Origin of the sequence: Paenibacillus sp. N3.4, assembly GCF_008017805.1 — a bacterium.
Classification (GTDB): domain Bacteria; phylum Bacillota; class Bacilli; order Paenibacillales; family NBRC-103111; genus Paenibacillus_E.
Genome location: NZ_VRTT01000070.1, coordinates 1 through 16,450, shown reverse-complemented (window position 1 = coordinate 16,450; position 16,450 = coordinate 1). Strand labels below are relative to the sequence as shown.

The following is a 16,450-nucleotide window of genomic DNA, read 5'->3' as shown; positions in this document are numbered from 1 at the left end:
AGTCTATGGAAGATTTGTATCGTTTCCCTAACTTGATTCATACGCTACAAGTCGTAGGCTGTCACTTTGGGTTAAAACCCCCAGGATGGCAGTATCCGCGCCATCATCATCATTTATTTGAGCTGCTTTACTGCTTAGAAGGTGAAGTCGCACAGGAAATGAATCGCGAATCAGTGAAGATGCGCGAGGGGGACTGGCTGCTGATCAAGTCCGGTGTCCGCCATCAATCTTCCAATCCATCCACGGCACATTACGGCTACTTTAATGTGCATTTTGATCTGGACGATACCGAGATCCGCAGTCTGCTGGCGGCCACTCCTTATCGGCATATCACGCAGAAGGAAGCGTCAGCGAGCAAGCTTCGCTCCTACATAAGCGAACTGGAGACGGTCATGCATCGCAATCGGTTGGGGGCCTCGGACGATACAACTGAACAAGAACAAGAGCAGCCGCCTCACCTCCGCTTCGAGGATAAGCTGCTGCTCCATTCGTACACCCTGCTCATCATTCACGATGTGCTTGCCTTACTGCGTGAGCATCCAGCGCAGCTCATGCAAACGTCCACTATGAGCCCACCCACAACGAAGAGCAAAGACGCTTCGTTGTTCACTGCCGATGTCGCGCATGCCATCGAGGAGAAGCTTTCGCTCAGCCTCTGCGAAGAAGCATCCGTCGCAGGGATTGCGAAGGAGCTGAACCTGAGCCGCAGCCAGTGCAGTAAGCTTTTCTCCAAGGTATACGGCCTGTCACCGCGTCAATATGTAAGCCAACAAAAGCTGAAGCTGGCCAAAGAGCTGCTCGTCACGACCCACTTGTCGATGACTGGCATTGCGGACAAGCTCGGCTTCCAATCGGCCAGCCACTTTTCGCGACAATTCCGGCGCTGGACTGGTTTGTCGCCAAGCGAGTTTAAACCAAAGCATCATGCCGTGCAGTCGCTTTCTACTCACCCTTCCGAAACTGCCCCGGTGTAATTCCCTCGTACCGTTTAAACACGCGAATGAATGTGTTGCTGTTCGTGAAGCCGACTTTTTGCGTAATATCCGTGATGGTATCATCCGAGTTCATCATCAGCTGCTTAGCCAAACGAACCCGTTGCTTGTTCACATAGTCGATGAATGTTTCACCTGATTGCTCCTTGATGAAGCTAGATAAATAAGGCGCGTTCACTTCGAATTTCAAAGACAACGAGGTAAGGCTTAGACTCATATCTGCCAAATGCTCGTCGATGTACGTCAACACCTGATCCTTCAGATTGGTGTTGTGGCTCTTCTTCTTGGAATCGACATAATCACATACGATCTTCAGAAATTTATAAATCTCATCTTCGATCTCCGCAAACGATTCGCATTGGGTCAATTGCTTAATCAACACCGTCTTCTCGACCGCCAGCTCGCTCGGGCCTTGTTGGAAATGCTCGATCGCCTTCAAGATCGTACCGATCAGTTCAAACATGAGCAGCTTGCCAAGCTGCAGCGACAACGTGCCATCGGAGACATTCGTCACAATCAGCTCGCTGACTGCATCCATTGCTTCTTCGTATTGTCCGGTCTTGATATGATTAATAAGCTTGCGTTCGGTATCCAGCGGGTAATAAAGCTCATTCTTCGGCCGCTTGATCCGCTCATAGGGAATAATTTGGCTGGGTCCAATGACAAACTTGTATTCAAGCGCTTCCAAGGCCTCCTCGAAGCCATGCGGAATGCCTGTCACGGACGGATGGATATCACTGATGCCGATCGTCAGTTGAATGTAAAATTTCCCCTGAATAATCGTTTGAGCCTCTTGCGCAATCTCGATCAATTCCTGCTTTGCCACAGCCTCATCTTCACCTTGTATATTGACCAAAAAGGCAACCATACCTTCCACTTCCGTCGAATAGACGCCATGCTTTCTGCCAATTAACTCTTCCGTAATATTCGTTACGATATAATACACATATTGCAGCCTGGACTCTGTATCGCTGGGTCCCGTTCCCATGAAAAGTTCGGTATACTCACCAATATGAAACAGCAGAATCGCAAACTTGTTGGTTTTGAAGCGCAGCTCGAACGAGGCCATCGATTGCGCGAGCGCCGAGCCGCTTTCCACTCGTCCCTTCAAGAGACGAGCAAGGAAATGGCTGCGCAGCACATTCTGCTGCAGTTGGATCGTCCGATTCGCTGTATCCTGGAAAGCCGCATTTTCTGTCATGAAGGACTGGAGCAGTGAGAACTCATTCCCTATGCCTTCCAGATTCGATTTTACCTTCGGTGATACCATATCCACCATGCGGCGAATCGGCATATAATGTCTCTTCGTCAGCCAGATGGACATTGGCCCCCCAACGAAGATGCATAAGAACAGACCCGCATAGATCCAATCCCGCAGCAGGCCCACTTTGGCCGAATAGACTTTCGATGGGACGATGGCAACATATTTCCATGCATTTTCAACGGAGGATACGTAAGAAACCGTTACTTCGCCTTGCGCCCAATTTTGTTGAAAGGAACCTTCCGAAGCGGTCAAACGTCCGTAGTCGATATCGGAGATGTGCTCGGTTTCGCCAGCTGCCATGAGAAGCTGATTGTTGGAATCAATGATAAGCACACTGCCCGATTGAGCAAGCTGGATATTGGCAATGGCTGCTTTCAGCCGCTCCATGTTCAAAAGCACGACAAGCGTCGCTTTCGCTTCGCTCATATCTTGGATTGGCAGCGATTGTAAGTACACCATATCGTCATTGGCAAATTTCACGAAATTTCCAAAATACGTCTTATTGACAGCTTTCTGCCACTCTGCCATCGTCATATCTTTATCACCGTGAAACAATTGGAAGAGCAAGTCCGCTTCATTCATGGCGGATGTCGATACGCCAATTTGCTGCGTTTTTAAATATAGATAGAGATCGGTAATGTCCCCGTTGGAAGCTCCATAAGAACGTAGGGAAGAAATAAGCTCCAGCGTATCGAGCTTCACCTCTGCCGTGCTATAGTCCGATTGATTCAAAAATTTAGTCACCTTTGGATCCAGAGAAAGCTGCAGCCCCATTCGCTTAATATCTTTGAATTGGTTATCAAACGATTGCTTCACTTGGTTGAGCAGCGCTTCATTCGAACGAGTTACTTCCGAGCTTAGTAAATGCTGCGATTGAAATAGCACGACCATCGTGATGATAATAGGAATGCATAGAATGGTTAAGTTGGAGTACAACCAGAATAGAAACACGCTCCGCTTCAACGAAATTCCTCCCTTACTCTTGCTGTACGTTGTATTATCCCATCTCTCATTAAACCTGTATATCATCGATTTTTAGATGATCGTCGTTTTTTGTGATTATCCCCAGATCAGGCAGAAACCCAAATAACCCGCTCCTTCTTCTTGAAAAGTTCAAAAAGAGAGCAGGAAATGGGTTTAAGTGAGATGAACTATTCTTTCACGGCGCCGACCATGACGCCTTTGACGAAATATTTTTGCAGGAAGGGATATACGATTAGAATCGGCAGCGTTGCGACCATGATCGTCGCATATTTAATGCTTTGTCCAATAGCCTCCGTATCACTTGCGTTACCTGTACCCGTCGTCATCGAATCTGTGCTGTTCTGCACGAGGATCTCACGAAGAATGAGCTGCAGCGGAAATTTGTCCCGGTCATGAAGGAACAGCATGGCATTAAACCACGAATTCCAGTGTGCCACTCCATAATAAAGCACCATCACGGCAATAACAGGCATAGACAGCGGCACGACGATTTGGAACAAAATGCGGTACTCGCCGGCCCCATCGATTTTGGCAGATTCCAATAAACCTTCCGGGATCGCTTCGAACGAGGTTCGCATAATGATTAAATTCCATGTGCTGATCGCCACAGGAAGAATGAGAGCAAGATAACTATTCCCCATATGCAGGAAATTGTTAATCAATAAGTAAGTCGGAATTAATCCCCCGCTAAAATACATCGTAAACACAATGGCAATCATAAGGAATTTACGCATCACGAATTTTCGAGATAACGCATAGGCGCCAATGGTGGTGAAAAAAAGATTCACTACCGTGCCCGCGATCAAAATGATCAATGTGTTCCCGTAGCCCGTCAAAATATTGCGATTTGCGATGACCTTCTCAAAGGCAGCCAGGTTGAATCCCAGCGGTTTGAACAAAAGCCCCGTGTGCTGAATCAGCAGATTCGAGTCACTAATGGAAGCAACAGCAACATAATAGAAAGGATAAAGCGTACATATGATCAACAGCATCATCAATATGGCATTGCCCACATCAAAGACTCTCTCAGCTGCGCTTGTTTTCATAGTTTACCTCCTACCACAACCGGCTCCCAGAGAAGCGGCGGGATATGCTGTTGGCGCTAATTAATAGAATGAAGTTGATCATCGATTGAAACAAGCCTACGGCCGTTGTATAACTGTAATCATTGCCCTGGGCAAGACCTTCCCGGTAGACGAAGGAGGAAATAACATCTGCGGTTTCATACGTATTCGGATTATAGAGCAGCACGATTTTCTCGAAACCGACCTCCATTAAGCCGCCGATTCGAAGAATAAGCAAAATCATAATTGTAGGAATTAGTCCAGGGAGCGTAACACTCCAGATTTGGCGAAAACGTCCTGCTCCATCCACACGAGAGGCTTCGTAGAGCTCGGGGTTAATTCCGCTTAGCGCGGCCAAGTAAATAATCGATGACCAGCCTAGCTCTTGCCACACCGAGGTGCTGACAAAGATACTGCGGAAATTGCCGGAGTCATTCAGCAGAGCCGTGTCCTGTCCCCCAAACAAAGTAATGATGCTGTTCACAATGCCCCCACGGTTTGTGAAATCAATAATTAAACCGGAGATAACAACGATCGATATAAAATGCGGCAAATAAGAAACCGTCTGAATGATCGATTTAAACAGTTTTTGACGAACTTCATTGAGGAGCAAAGCAAGAATAATCGGTGCCGGGAAACCAAAAACCAGATTGTAAAAGCTGATGAGAAAGGTGTTGCGCAAGACACGCAGGAAATAATAGCTTTGGAAAAACGCTTTGAAATGATCGAAGCCTACCCAATCACTGCCCCAAATCCCTTTGGCCGGGCTGAAATCCTTAAAGGCTATGACCGCACCGTACATCGGGAAATATTTAAAAATAAAGAAGTATAGGACAACAGGCAGCACCATCAGGTAGATTGCGCGGTTCTTTTTAAGGTCATTCGTTAAAACCCGGATGGAATTCCCCATGATCTCACTCCTTTTGTAAGGATAATAAAGGGGAGCCTCGCTCCCCTCATCCTGCGTAAGCGTCTTATCGCTTGTTAAAACGATCCGTTGCCGTTTGGTAAACTTCCACAGCGCGATCGATGTTCATTTTTTTCATTTGTTCAACCGCTTTATCGAAATCTTCGATAGAATTAGCGCCCATGATGACTTTGGTGATTTTTTCCGTTAAAAGGGTGCTCACATCGTTCAAAATCTTTGCTGTTTCCTTTGCCTCATCCGTTGTCAAAGCGACTGGGGGAAGCATGACTTTGAACGCATTCTGCGTATATTTCGCATACGTTTTTGCCGCGTCTTTTTGAGCCTGCAATTGATAGTATTGATCGTTGTAGCGATCGTCATCTAAGCCGGAGAAGCTATAATTCGCAATAAAATATTTGGCCATCGCTTGGCTGATTGGCAGGTTATCCGGGTTTTTCAAGATCAGGTCCGTATATTTCGGTTGACCATTTTCTTTGGTATACGTTTGCCCTTCGACACCGAAGTTTTTCAATAGCGCGCCTTCATCGCTGTAGAGGTAATCGAGCGCTTTGACCGTTTCAGCCGCATGCTTATTCGCGCTTGTGATCACCGTTCCCACGTTATCGTATTCCCATGCCGCTTTGACGAATTTCGGTTCGTCGCCTTTTTTCAATACCGGATATTGAACAGCAGCAAGCTGCGCTTTCGGATCTGTTTTTTGCAGAGCGGGCATATACGTCCCGATGCTGCCTCCGATGAAACCGTAGAATGCGCCCGCTTTACCTGAAGTAACTTTAGCATCCATCGTTTTCGTATCATTGGATGCGAAGTCTGGGTCGATCAAGCCTTCCTTGTACCACTTTTGCATGGTCGTCAAGTATTGCTTAAATTCCGGTTGCGCCGGTCCGAATTTCACCTTGCCATTATCGAGATAGAAGCTGTCCACCGACGCTGTTGTCCCCATTCCCGCTACGCCGTAAGCGCCTGCGAAGTCAGCGAAAGAGATCGGATAATCTTTGCGGAGCGTGAAAGGAATAACTCCCTTCTTCTCTTTAAAAGCTTTCAGCACCGTTTCCCACTCATCCATCGTTTCCGGCTGTTTCAATCCAAGTTCATCCAGCCAATCTTGTCGAATAACCATGCCGCTGAACGTCTTATACTGACCGTATTGACCTGCGCGCAAGTGAGGCAGCACATAGATATCCCCGTTATCCGCTTTGATTTGCTTGGCAATTTGCGGGTTCGCGTCCAGCACCTTTTTCAAGTTCGGCGCGTTTTTCTCTATCAGCTCATTCAATTTAATGATGGTGCCGTCTTTGAACATTTTGGACAATCCGCCCTGCACGTTGTTCCAGTTCCACAGCATGGCATCCGGTAAATTATTAGAAGCAATCATCACGCCATATTGTTGAATATCGTCTTGTGTGGTGTTTCCCGAGGAATGCTGGAAATCCATTTTCACGTTCGTTTTCTTTTCCCATTCCTTTACGAAAGGAAGCTCGCTCAAGCTTTTGACAACCGCTTTCGCGTTTGGATTGAGTGGCGTCCAATACTTCACATTAACTGGCTCTTTAGAAGCAGCTGCAGCTGCCGTTGCTGCTGGTGCAGCGCTTTCTTTGGTTGTAGATCCTGAGCTCCCACAAGCTGTGGCCAGCGATAGCGCCAGAATGGATGCCGCGACCGGCAGTACTTTGAATTGAGATCGTCTTTTCATCGAAACACTCCCCTTATTTTTGTAGATCCGGCGTTCCCATCGAAAGTGGGGGTAGCCTGTGAATGAAGCATATCCGATGCAGAACGGTACCGTATATCGGCAATTCTTAAAGTGGTATTGTTTTCTTCAGAAACGGTATCGTCGTTATTTGGCAGATCTTCATTTTATTAGAATGACCTGCTGAACAAAAGAAAAATCGCCAGTTTCACCGCTAGTTTAGCCGGTTTAGTGACGATTGATTGATTCTTCGATTCATCGGTTAGTCGCTGATCAACACATCAATACCAAGCGCTTCTAGGGTATCAATCCATTCCTTCGGACATCCAGAGTCGGTAATTAACATGGAAATTTCCTCTAGCTTCGAAACTTTGGCAAAGGTAGCCATGCCAAACTTGGAATGGTCGGCAACCAAAATAGTCTCTTCGGCTCGTTGTATCATCTTCCGTGAAATGATCGCTTCAGCCAAATGAAAGTCGGTAATTCCATCAGCCAAGGAAATACCGCCAACCGAGATAAACGCCTTGTTTACTTTAAATTGATCTAGCATCTGATCTGTTAACATGCCTGTTGCTGCTTGATACTCAGCATTCATTTCTCCGCCCGCGAAAATAATTTTCCCCTTGAAGGTTTCCATCGCCAGATTGAGGATCGGGACAGAGTGCGTAATTAATGTGGTATTCGTATGATCCTTCAAGTATGGCAAAATTTCAATCGTCGTCGTACCGTTGTCGAGCATGATCGTTTCGCCGTCTTGGACTAATGAGGCCGCCAGTTTGCCGATAGCCGCTTTCTCCGGCTTCATCATTTGAGTACGCTTGAGAAAAGGCGGCTCCACAAGCTCCATGCGCATTTTGACCGCGCCTCCGTAAACCTTGCGAAGCTTCCCTTCCTTCTCAAGCCGGTCCAAATCGCGCCGCACCGTTTCCGTCGAAACCGCAAGCAGCTCCGATAGGTGATGCACCTGTACTTTCCCTTCCATCTCCAACTGATTCAGGATGGTCATTCTGCGATCTTCATATGTTAATGACATGTGGGCCTCCTGCCATGACCGATAGTTTGTATATGATGTTGTTTTTTGTTGTTTTTATAAGTGTAGGGGCAGGTGTGGGGCCTGTCAACCAGATGCCTTGGTCGCGAGCGTTGTTTTCAGCCAAATAAGCCCTCCCACTCGTCATTGACACGGGGACTGTCCGTTCTTGCAAAGTGCAGCAGATCGGTGTTTTTCAGGAAAATCACCTAATGAAAGTTCGAGTTGAGCGAGGATTAGGCTTATTTAACGGAAAGTTTTGCATTGACAGTAGACTAAACCGAAGATACAATTGTCAACAAACAACAACAATTCACATTAAAACAACAGCACTACAACGAAATCAACCAACTGGGGGTCAATACCGTGCAGCATGCGCTTGCCTTTCGCGAAGATCACACATTTACAATCACACAATTCACAGATTTACATTGGAAAGATGGCGGAATCGAGGATCAGCAAACCCGTCGTCTTATAGAAGACGTACTTGATGCCGAACGACCCGACCTAGTCGTGTTTACCGGCGATGTCATTTACACAGGGTATGTAACTCCGGGTGAACCAGTTTGTGAGCAGCCCCTCCAAGCTTTCCGTGAAGCTGTTCACGCTGCCGAAGCTCGCGGTATTCCGTGGGCTGTTGTGTTCGGTAACCACGATACCGAAACCATGATCACGAGAGATGAGCTCATGGATACGGTACTCGCGCATACCCACACTGTCACGCAGCGAGGTCCCGAAGGAGTCAACGGCGTCGGCAACTACCAGTTGACCATTTCCGGTTCCGATGGGCAGACTGCTGCCGCCTTGTATTTTTTCGATTCCGGGAATCTCTCGCCGCTGCCGTCAATCAAAGGCTATGATTGGATTCATCGTGATCAAATCAACTGGTATACGGAACAATCTTGGAAGCTCCGTTCGAGCCATGGGGCTCAGCCTTTACCTGCACTTGCGTTCTTTCATATCCCTCTTCCGGAATATAAACACGTTTGGGACAGTGCAGCTTGCTATGGGAACAAGCTCGAGAACGTTTGCTGCTCTCCCGTTAACTCCGGATTGTTCGCAGCTATGACAGAAATGGGCGATGTCGTCGGAACATTCTGCGGCCACGACCACATTAACGACTATTGGGGCGAGCTTCATGGTATTCGTCTCTGCTATGGCAGAGCCACCGGTTACAATACGTATGGCAAAGATGGCTTTCCTCGCGGTGCGCGAATGATTCGACTACGCGAAGGCGAGCGTTCCTTCGAATCATGGCTGCGACTTGCTGATGGCACGATAATCCGTGATCAACCCGAACACACCCCTGGCATTTAACCTCATTCATGGTTTGGAGATGATGGTTTGTTTATCGTTTCACTCTTACTCGTTGTAGCTTCCGGTCTTACTCACGCGGTCTGGAGCTTGTTCACCAAAAGCAGCCAAAATAAAAGCGTCTTCCTATGGTCCATCATGATGGTAGCCACAATCGGACTGCTTCCTTATTTAATCAGAGAGCTGTGGCTTAACCCTTTATCTCTAAAAGCTTACGGATTCTTACTCTTATCTGCGTGTTTGCAAAGCATTTACTCCATGTTGCTGGCGCGAACTTACAATATGGGTGACCTGTCCCAGGTGTATCCGATTATGCGAGGCACCAGCACGCTGCTCATTCCCATTGGCAGCGTTTTGTTCCTCCGTGAAACCTTAACGCTATACGGTTGGATAGGACTGCTTTGCATGCTCATCGGCTTCATTTGGCTTAGCGGTATTTTTGCCCGTAAACAAACAACCACCGGAACTGTTAAACCATTCCTCATGGCTCTTTGCGTCGGTGTATGTACGACGTGTTACGTTTTTGTTGATCGCATCAATCTTCAGCATGTCTCCGCGATTTCTTTATTGGAGGTTACGAATATCGGGTTCGTGGCAGCACTGACGCCGATTGTACTCCGTTCTAAACAAATTCGCGTCGAATGGAAGCTGAACGCCAAAATCATTTTACTAGGTACGATACTCAACCCCGGATCTTATTTGCTATTTTTATTCGCCATGAAATTCGCCCCTGTTGCCCATATCTCGCCAGTACGCGAGATTGGCACTGTTTTTGCTACGATCCTGGGCATCGTTGTGCTGAGAGAGAAGCAAGGCACACTAAGAATTATTTGTTCGATTCTCATCTTGATCGGTATTCTGATCATTAGCTTTTTCGGCTAAATAGGAAGCAACTTAGGGGGTACTTCATATTTCGACCACGGTGTACAAAACAGCTAACTGTCTGGCCAATGAAACATCATAGCCAAACACACAAATAAGGGCCTACAATCCATTTACTCTTTCTTGGACGAAGTTCATCACTTCGATGGAAAGGTATAATAGATTCTAGGGCCCTTTTCTGCTTTAGATAAGGGGACAATACCCCTTCCGATATATTTGATGGTAGATGGTAATATAATTTGTAATTTCAGCAAAATTAGGTTAAAGTAAAAAAAAGAGAACATATGTTCCTGTGTATTAGTGAAATTAATAAATATATAATAATCATTTTTACTTAAGTATAAAATTAGAGAGGGTGCTGGATGCGGCCATTCTCTGTGTGGGAAATTAGATTTTCCATCATTAAAATAAAATTATATTGCGTATCGTAAGCGAACGCAATATAATGGAAATATATTCTATTCCTAAGTTTTTTTTCTAATTCCATAAATAAGGGGGTTTTAATACGTAATGAATATAGTAAGTAACCCAAATGAATTTTTCAAAGAAATCCCATATAAAAAAATAAAAGAACATATTAAAATTATTCTTGATGCAGAAAGTGATTTCACCAAAATAGTTTATAAAACTCATCATGATCTAAATAACCGCTACTATTTATTCCTTCTTCTACGTAATGATAATGAAGACTTTGCACATTTCCACTTTTTTTCCTCTGACTCTATTGATTCTAAATTCGGTGAGTACTTTTATTTCTCTTTACCTGAATCAGATTTAAAAGTTTTATTAGAATATAGCAAGATTATGTTAGTTAGCTAGTGTTTATTTCAGATTTTTTATCCTTTGGTATTCTTCTTCAATAATTCTCGTTAATAATTCTGTAGCTGTTATACCCAATTTTTTTGCAGTATCAGCCAAATTTTTTTTCACGTATACAGGAATATCGTAATGAAATTTAACTTTGTTTCCATATGCCACTAAATGTCCCTCCCGTTAATTAATGATTATTTATAACGCTTTGATACTTAGACTCAATCAGCTTTATTAATAACTGAGTTGCAGACAAACCTTGAATTGCGGATATTTCAATTAATTTTTCTTTTACTTCTGGAGCAACTTCATATGGGAGTTTAATTTTAGGTTCGCTCATGTTTCCACCAATATTTTTTTCAACTTCAATTCCCTTTTCAAGCAAATTTTGAAATGTAAGCTCTTGATCTTCAGAATGACCATATCTCTGTAGTACTCTCCTTAAATAAGATTTAAGTACTTTTTGATTTCATCAGAAAATGTAATAATTAGATCTTCATTTTCAACATTCAAAATACCCTCTACGCTATTTCCAAACAAATTAATAATGTAATTCAATGTTCTCCCTCCTAGAGTAAAATACTATCATACATACATTATATAATAATTCGGTACGTAATATAACGCAATAATTAGATGTTGAGGACCTGTTTCCGGATGAGTGGCCAAAATAAGGATTAATTCTCAAGAAAGCAAAATAATAGTTGTATCGATGAATCTAGAAGTATCGGCAATCGAAGCCCTTGGGAAACTCCAGGGAGCTTTTTTAATTTACATGTTTGGTTTTTAAGGCTCGGGGTAGTATCAACAATTTGACAAATTTATACGCGGCGGCGTGGGAAATTCGTTGTAGATCCATATCCCTTTTTGAGTGGGATAGAAACATTTTACATTATGGTGTTGTCTAAGAAGATGAGGATCTTATGCTGAAGGGAGCTTCCTAGATGAAGAAGTATATCGTTGTAGCCCTATTTTTACTTTCTAGTGTAACGGGTGGTTGTAGTAAGGAGGAAACTGCTTCTTCTACAGGTTCTCTGTCCCCTAGTCCTAGCCTTGCTACGACTAGTTCCAATCCAGATGTTGAACAGTTTGTGTTTAAGCCTTACACGGATCATGTTGCTCCTAATCCAGAGGTGATGAGCCTGGAGGAACGCAAAAAGCTGACTCCATTAGGGCAGGAGTTTGTCGCCCTATTGGATGACTATGTGAATGCCTTTAACAACAACATTCCGCAGAACAAGAATGGAAAATTCGCAGCTGTAGATGGCCCTGGTTCGGTGACGTATGGTGAGGGGGTTTTAAAGTTAATGGCGACGGATGAAATTAAAGTGTTAAATCAAGGTAACGTAGTAACAATTGCCGCTTTTGTAGAAGTACGGGAAAAAGCGGAAGATATTAAACCCTATTGGAGTGGAAAACAACAGTTTAGGTTTATTCAAGATGTTAACCAAAACTTTCGGTTGGGGTATTGGAACGAACGGGCGGAATAATTATGGTGGAGGTCGTAGATGCGAAAATCAACGGTGCTCCTGGTAGCCAACGTCTTGTCCGGGCTGCCAGGGATGCTCCTCCTTAAATAGGGAAAACAGGAAAAAAAGAAATATAATATTGCGTAACGTTACGTTATATTATATAATATGATTAAGGTTAAGAAATAGAGCAACGACAACGCAAGGAGCTACCGGGGAAACGTTCCCGCGTTGGTTAATCCCCCTCTTTTTTTTAACTTACAATATATCGTAATGATACGTAACAAAACAAAATATTAGGAGGATTTTCTATGTCTACTGCTCGTTATAAAACATTCACCACCGGCGGTATTACCTGTCACGCTATCATAGCTGATTATGATGCTTGTACCGTTGAAGGCCTGGGTTCTTCCTCTACCCTTCGTAGTACAGGGAAGTTTGGTATTAATGGCACATTCTACGGGACTAATCCGAATCGAGTTTGGCAGATTGCGGCTGGTTACGGTGGAAGCCCCGCTGTAACAGGCGGGGACGTGAATTGTTACCCACGGCAAACTATGATTTGCTACAGCTATCAGGGAAGCTCCACTCGTTATATCTCCATCTCTCACCTCTCCAAAATAAGTGAATTTGGTAGCGGTCTTACCATCCATTGGGCCATTGGTGGAGTAGGTTATTACTTGGACAAAGTGTTTTCGGGGGAGCAAGATTTTATTAATAAAGTCTCGGTTTTGGAAACGACTAAAGGACTTTACAATGATCCTGTTTACAACTTTGATAAGCCGGGCTTTAAGTGCTACCATACCGCAATTGGTTACCGTACCTCGGATTCGAAGATCATTATGATGGCGTGCGATGACTCCAGTGCATGGCAAGTTCGTTCCATCATGCAAGACTACATTGGATGCAACGATGCTATTTATCTCGATAGCAACCCGTCTACCCAATTACGTGGAAGAACAGCAGGTGGTAGTATTCAGGAATTTGCTGCTGTTACCAGTTCTGTTCTCTCTTACGTAACGGTAAACCCGACATCTTGGGTTGACATCTAATACAATCCCGCTTGGTGCAAGAGGGTGAGCCCTAAAATGGCTTGCCCGATGTGAGAAGGAGGGGGGAAATGACCCATGAGCAACGTCACAGCTTTAGCGATTGTACTTTCATTTCTCATTGTGTCTATTGCATTCCGACAAGTAACCCTTCACATGAAGTTAAAGGATTTATTGAAGGTTGATTTGAATGCCAAGCGCAGGAAAGAGCCCATGGACGATGAGCATTTGGAATAAGGGGGGATATTTCTAATGGTTCAAGCAATTCTAATGATTGTCTCCATCTCGGTTGCTATGCTTCTTTTTACAATCCAATCTAGAACGTTTAAATATGTTCGGAAGCTGAATCGTCGCTAAGTAAGTTTGTTTCTTTACCGCATTATGGTTTGAAAGAATGCGAAGTGGTAAGCAGAGAAAACGCTGCTTACCACTTCGCTTTTCAGTCAAATTTAGCCGTAATCATCGATTTCGCAATTATGAACATGGGGCCCTTCCCCAAACGTTTCGGCGTGCAAAGAAATACAAAGAACGACTCTTTCCCTTTTGATGCGAACAGAGCCAGCGTTTATCTTTGCCATTAATTCCACGGAAGCTAAATCGGCTGCCAACCAGTAGAAACGGGAAAATTTCTGTGTGTGAAATGGTATTGTATTATTACATAAAGTATAAATATGGAATATGAGGAACAAAATAGCTGGTTTTTGCGTCTAAACTTTGTGTATACTTTATATCCCAAAGGAGAGAGTTGAGACAATGAGATCGATAGCTATATTAGTGCTCTGTTTTATGTTTATTATGACTGGTTGCCAATCCAAAGTTAGCGAGTCAAAGGAGTCAGTGACATCACCTACCTTAACATCTGTAAGTCTCACTGACAATGAAATAAAAGATATTCTCAACCAGCTTATACCGAAGGCAGTAGATATGTTAGGGATATTTAACGGATTCGGGGCGTTCAAAGTTGATGCGACGAAAACGATTCTAGGTGAAGATGGGTATGCCCTAGTAACTGACGAAAAATTCAAATCGGTAGCCGATTTGAAAAAAGCGGTCGAGGAAATATTTACAAAAGATATGGCTCAAACCGTATTTTATTCTCGTTACCTGACCCCGGAAAAAGGAAGCCGTCCTCTTTATAAGGACTATGAAGGGAAGCTTTATGAAGACACGCAAAATGGAGGACACGGGTGGGCAACAAAATTCCTAATTGATACCGCCAGGCTAAAAGGACAAAAAGATAATGTTGCAGAAATTGAGTTAGATAAAACTGTACTTGATGATCCGTCTGATCCTTTGACCATAAGAATTGAATATGTAAATGGTAAGTGGCTGCTGGCATCACGGATTGATTAATTAGCAGAAAGCCGAGGACAGAATATCAGTGTCCTCGGCTAACTTATTTAGCTAACTGTAAATTTTTGGGTTATATATGCTGCATCCTGTGGGAATCCTCTTTTCTTCATTGTATCAGCCAACGTTTTCTGAGTGCCACCATCAGGATCGCACACAAGATATCTGTCAAAACCCGTTGCCGCGGAATTCCAACCATCCACAAGCACATAATGCGAGTTTTTGTTACTTTGATCATAAAGTCTTACTAGGCAGATATTACCGTTATCAACTTCTGCAGAAACGTCAGAGGTTGCTGCAAGATTTACTTTAATGTTCTGGCTTCCCATTGTTGCTGTAAAGCTTTTCCACGTAAAATCAGCGGCGTTGTCTGTTCCTCCAATTGTTGCTTGCACAACGGCATTATAAGTATTGTCATTGTTGTTGGACAAACCGCCTTTATATAGGATAAACATGGCTAAATCACAAATTGGACATCCATACTCCTTGATGGTTCCGCTTGCGGCCGTTTTACCGCAATTTTTGTAAAAGCTCGTGTCAGTAAAAGCAGAAGTCGTAGTGCCTGGATACTTAATCGAAGTATCACCTTGGTTGATTAAATTTGTAGACGATAGTTTATGTGGCATAAACCTGTCCTCCCTAAAAATATATTTTGGAAGATACGAAGGGAATGAAAAACAACAAATGATCCATTCCCTAAATCATTGTTGTTTTTTTCGTTCTCACTATATAAGGTAAAAATCACAGTAAATTTACAACCAAAATAAACTATGAAGTTCGCGGTAAAGCAAAATCATTCAATTAATCTTGCCACGCTGGCACTTGTATATTAGTGGCGTCAAATAGCCCCTACCTAGCGATGGGAGCGAAGTTCATGTATTCTCATTTAAAGATTTAGTTATCAGTCAAAGCCGGAAGCCGACGCACACAGCCAGTTTTTACGCCCTCGCCTTCATGCAGCGCTGACAGCTCTTTCTTGGCTTGCCGGTGGCGTCCCGCGCTGAACGTCCCGTTCGAGTACGTCAATGCGCTGCTGGTTCGGCTTGGTCATACGCTGCCACAGGTTTTTCGGGCGCAGCGCGCAGCTCGTTTTGCTGCTTCCGGAGTGCATCGCGCTTTTTTTCGAGCCGCTGCACCTTCTCGATCTGCTCCAACTGCTTTTGCAGCTTGCCAATGTCGCCGCCCACGTTCTGCCGTTGTCAGTACAGGCGACTGTGCTCGTCGTCGAGCTGCTTCATGGTCGTTGGCGTGGATGCGCTTTATTTTGGCCATGATCTTTTCGCGTTCCTTCGTGTAGGCTTGGAAGTCAAACACCATGCTGTTGTGGTCTGCGCGCACCGATCGGTTGATGGTTCCCCGATCGGTCAGCTGACCGCGCTGCTCCATCTCGCGGATGGTCGGGCCTTCGTGAATCGTCGGCAGCCGGTCGGTGATGCCCTGCTTCTCGAAAATTCCCTCTAAAACAAATTCTTTTAAACGGCTTCGTCTTTTAATAATTGAGTCAAATACAAAATCTCCATATTCAGGCTCTTCGCTGCTTACTATTGGTAATTAAGATTATAGAGAAAAGAATAGAAACAAGCTTCTTACCAGCCTATGCTAGAATCTCATAGCAAATGAAAGC

Annotated in this window: 18 protein-coding genes; 9 read left to right on the top strand and 9 right to left on the bottom strand. The window is 44.4% G+C overall.

Annotated elements, in window-relative coordinates; genetic code table 11:
* Positions 1-5 precede the first annotated feature (5 nt).
* Positions 6-974, top strand: coding sequence for a helix-turn-helix domain-containing protein (locus FU659_RS26965; RefSeq protein WP_147950403.1), 969 nt, complete (start codon positions 6-8; stop codon positions 972-974).
* Here the strand turns inward: FU659_RS26965 and FU659_RS26960 are convergent.
* From FU659_RS26960 to FU659_RS26940, 5 genes are all read right to left on the bottom strand, one after another.
* Entirely contained in the window at positions 943-3,219 is a 2,277-nt protein-coding gene (locus FU659_RS26960; RefSeq protein WP_187274425.1) for a helix-turn-helix domain-containing protein, read from the bottom strand. The two genes, FU659_RS26965 and FU659_RS26960, sit on opposite strands and share 32 nt — an antisense overlap.
* A gap of 188 nt (positions 3,220-3,407) precedes the next feature.
* A complete protein-coding gene (locus FU659_RS26955; protein ID WP_147950401.1) occupies positions 3,408-4,286 on the bottom strand; it encodes a carbohydrate ABC transporter permease in 879 nt (292 codons plus the stop codon).
* 10 nt (positions 4,287-4,296) lie between these two features.
* A complete protein-coding gene (locus tag FU659_RS26950; protein ID WP_147950400.1) occupies positions 4,297-5,214 on the bottom strand; it encodes an ABC transporter permease in 918 nt (305 codons plus the stop codon).
* A 64-nt stretch (positions 5,215-5,278) separates the two neighbouring features.
* The gene (locus FU659_RS26945; protein WP_147950399.1) at positions 5,279-6,925 is read right to left on the bottom strand and encodes a type 2 periplasmic-binding domain-containing protein; all 1,647 of its coding nucleotides are present in this window, start codon (positions 6,923-6,925) and stop codon (positions 5,279-5,281) included.
* 259 nt (positions 6,926-7,184) lie between these two features.
* Positions 7,185-7,955 (bottom strand): DeoR/GlpR family DNA-binding transcription regulator, encoded by a 771-nt coding sequence (locus FU659_RS26940; RefSeq protein ID WP_147950398.1) that lies wholly within the window; start codon positions 7,953-7,955, stop codon positions 7,185-7,187.
* 363 nt (positions 7,956-8,318) lie between these two features.
* Between FU659_RS26940 and FU659_RS26935 the strand changes: the two genes are divergently transcribed.
* The 3 genes from FU659_RS26935 (at position 8,319) to FU659_RS26920 (ending at position 10,967) form a co-directional block, all read left to right on the top strand.
* A complete protein-coding gene (locus FU659_RS26935) occupies positions 8,319-9,269 on the top strand; it encodes a metallophosphoesterase family protein (protein ID WP_147950397.1) in 951 nt (316 codons plus the stop codon).
* A 27-nt stretch (positions 9,270-9,296) separates the two neighbouring features.
* Positions 9,297-10,148 (top strand): EamA family transporter, encoded by an 852-nt coding sequence (locus FU659_RS26930; protein ID WP_147950396.1) that lies wholly within the window; start codon positions 9,297-9,299, stop codon positions 10,146-10,148.
* 510 nt (positions 10,149-10,658) lie between these two features.
* Positions 10,659-10,967 carry a hypothetical protein gene (locus FU659_RS26920; protein WP_147950395.1) on the top strand — a complete coding sequence of 103 codons (309 nt, stop codon included), beginning with the start codon at positions 10,659-10,661 and terminating at the stop codon, positions 10,965-10,967.
* A gap of 3 nt (positions 10,968-10,970) precedes the next feature.
* On the opposite strand, the gene FU659_RS35855 is transcribed toward FU659_RS26920, so the two are convergent.
* Both FU659_RS35855 and FU659_RS37710 read right to left on the bottom strand, forming a co-directional pair.
* The gene (locus FU659_RS35855; RefSeq protein ID WP_187274424.1) at positions 10,971-11,126 is read right to left on the bottom strand and encodes a hypothetical protein; all 156 of its coding nucleotides are present in this window, start codon (positions 11,124-11,126) and stop codon (positions 10,971-10,973) included.
* A 19-nt stretch (positions 11,127-11,145) separates the two neighbouring features.
* Positions 11,146-11,343 (bottom strand): hypothetical protein, encoded by a 198-nt coding sequence (locus tag FU659_RS37710; protein WP_261808079.1) that lies wholly within the window; start codon positions 11,341-11,343, stop codon positions 11,146-11,148.
* Positions 11,344-11,902: 559 nt separating this feature from the next.
* Between FU659_RS37710 and FU659_RS26910 the strand changes: the two genes are divergently transcribed.
* From FU659_RS26910 to FU659_RS26900, 4 genes are all read left to right on the top strand, one after another.
* Positions 11,903-12,448, top strand: coding sequence for a hypothetical protein (locus FU659_RS26910; RefSeq protein WP_147950394.1), 546 nt, complete (start codon positions 11,903-11,905; stop codon positions 12,446-12,448).
* 290 nt (positions 12,449-12,738) lie between these two features.
* Entirely contained in the window at positions 12,739-13,479 is a 741-nt protein-coding gene (locus FU659_RS26905) for a phosphodiester glycosidase family protein (protein ID WP_147950393.1), read from the top strand.
* A 75-nt stretch (positions 13,480-13,554) separates the two neighbouring features.
* Positions 13,555-13,713, top strand: coding sequence for a hypothetical protein (locus FU659_RS35850; protein ID WP_187274423.1), 159 nt, complete (start codon positions 13,555-13,557; stop codon positions 13,711-13,713).
* Between the two features lie 516 nt (positions 13,714-14,229).
* Entirely contained in the window at positions 14,230-14,829 is a 600-nt protein-coding gene (locus FU659_RS26900) for a hypothetical protein (protein ID WP_147950392.1), read from the top strand.
* Positions 14,830-14,876: 47 nt separating this feature from the next.
* On the opposite strand, the gene FU659_RS26895 is transcribed toward FU659_RS26900, so the two are convergent.
* Together FU659_RS26895 and FU659_RS35845 are read right to left on the bottom strand one after the other, a co-directional pair.
* Positions 14,877-15,452, bottom strand: a complete 576-nt coding sequence (locus tag FU659_RS26895; protein WP_147950391.1) for a hypothetical protein — start codon at positions 15,450-15,452, stop codon at positions 14,877-14,879.
* 396 nt (positions 15,453-15,848) lie between these two features.
* A complete protein-coding gene (locus tag FU659_RS35845; protein WP_187274422.1) occupies positions 15,849-16,013 on the bottom strand; it encodes a hypothetical protein in 165 nt (54 codons plus the stop codon).
* A gap of 49 nt (positions 16,014-16,062) precedes the next feature.
* On the opposite strand from FU659_RS35845, the gene FU659_RS26890 reads away from it, so the two are divergent.
* On the top strand, positions 16,063-16,287 hold the full coding sequence (locus tag FU659_RS26890; RefSeq protein ID WP_147950390.1) for a hypothetical protein: 225 nt from the start codon (positions 16,063-16,065) through the stop codon (positions 16,285-16,287).
* Positions 16,288-16,450 lie beyond the last annotated feature (163 nt).

What these genes read in the sequence shown, in the direction of transcription:
- FU659_RS26965 (WP_147950403.1), top strand. Translation starts at nt 6, where the DNA reads ATGGAAGATTTGTATCGTTTCCCTAACTTGATTCATACGCTACAAGTC.
- FU659_RS26955 (WP_147950401.1), bottom strand. Translation starts at nt 4,286, where the DNA reads ATGAAAACAAGCGCAGCTGAGAGAGTCTTTGATGTGGGCAATGCCATA.
- FU659_RS26950 (WP_147950400.1), bottom strand. Translation starts at nt 5,214, where the DNA reads ATGGGGAATTCCATCCGGGTTTTAACGAATGACCTTAAAAAGAACCGC.
- FU659_RS26945 (WP_147950399.1), bottom strand. Translation starts at nt 6,925, where the DNA reads ATGAAAAGACGATCTCAATTCAAAGTACTGCCGGTCGCGGCATCCATT.
- FU659_RS26940 (WP_147950398.1), bottom strand. Translation starts at nt 7,955, where the DNA reads ATGTCATTAACATATGAAGATCGCAGAATGACCATCCTGAATCAGTTG.
- FU659_RS26920 (WP_147950395.1), top strand. Translation starts at nt 10,659, where the DNA reads ATGAATATAGTAAGTAACCCAAATGAATTTTTCAAAGAAATCCCATAT.
- FU659_RS26910 (WP_147950394.1), top strand. Translation starts at nt 11,903, where the DNA reads ATGAAGAAGTATATCGTTGTAGCCCTATTTTTACTTTCTAGTGTAACG.
- FU659_RS26905 (WP_147950393.1), top strand. Translation starts at nt 12,739, where the DNA reads ATGTCTACTGCTCGTTATAAAACATTCACCACCGGCGGTATTACCTGT.
- FU659_RS35850 (WP_187274423.1), top strand. Translation starts at nt 13,555, where the DNA reads ATGAGCAACGTCACAGCTTTAGCGATTGTACTTTCATTTCTCATTGTG.
- FU659_RS26900 (WP_147950392.1), top strand. Translation starts at nt 14,230, where the DNA reads ATGAGATCGATAGCTATATTAGTGCTCTGTTTTATGTTTATTATGACT.
- FU659_RS26895 (WP_147950391.1), bottom strand. Translation starts at nt 15,452, where the DNA reads ATGCCACATAAACTATCGTCTACAAATTTAATCAACCAAGGTGATACT.
- FU659_RS26890 (WP_147950390.1), top strand. Translation starts at nt 16,063, where the DNA reads ATGGTCGTTGGCGTGGATGCGCTTTATTTTGGCCATGATCTTTTCGCG.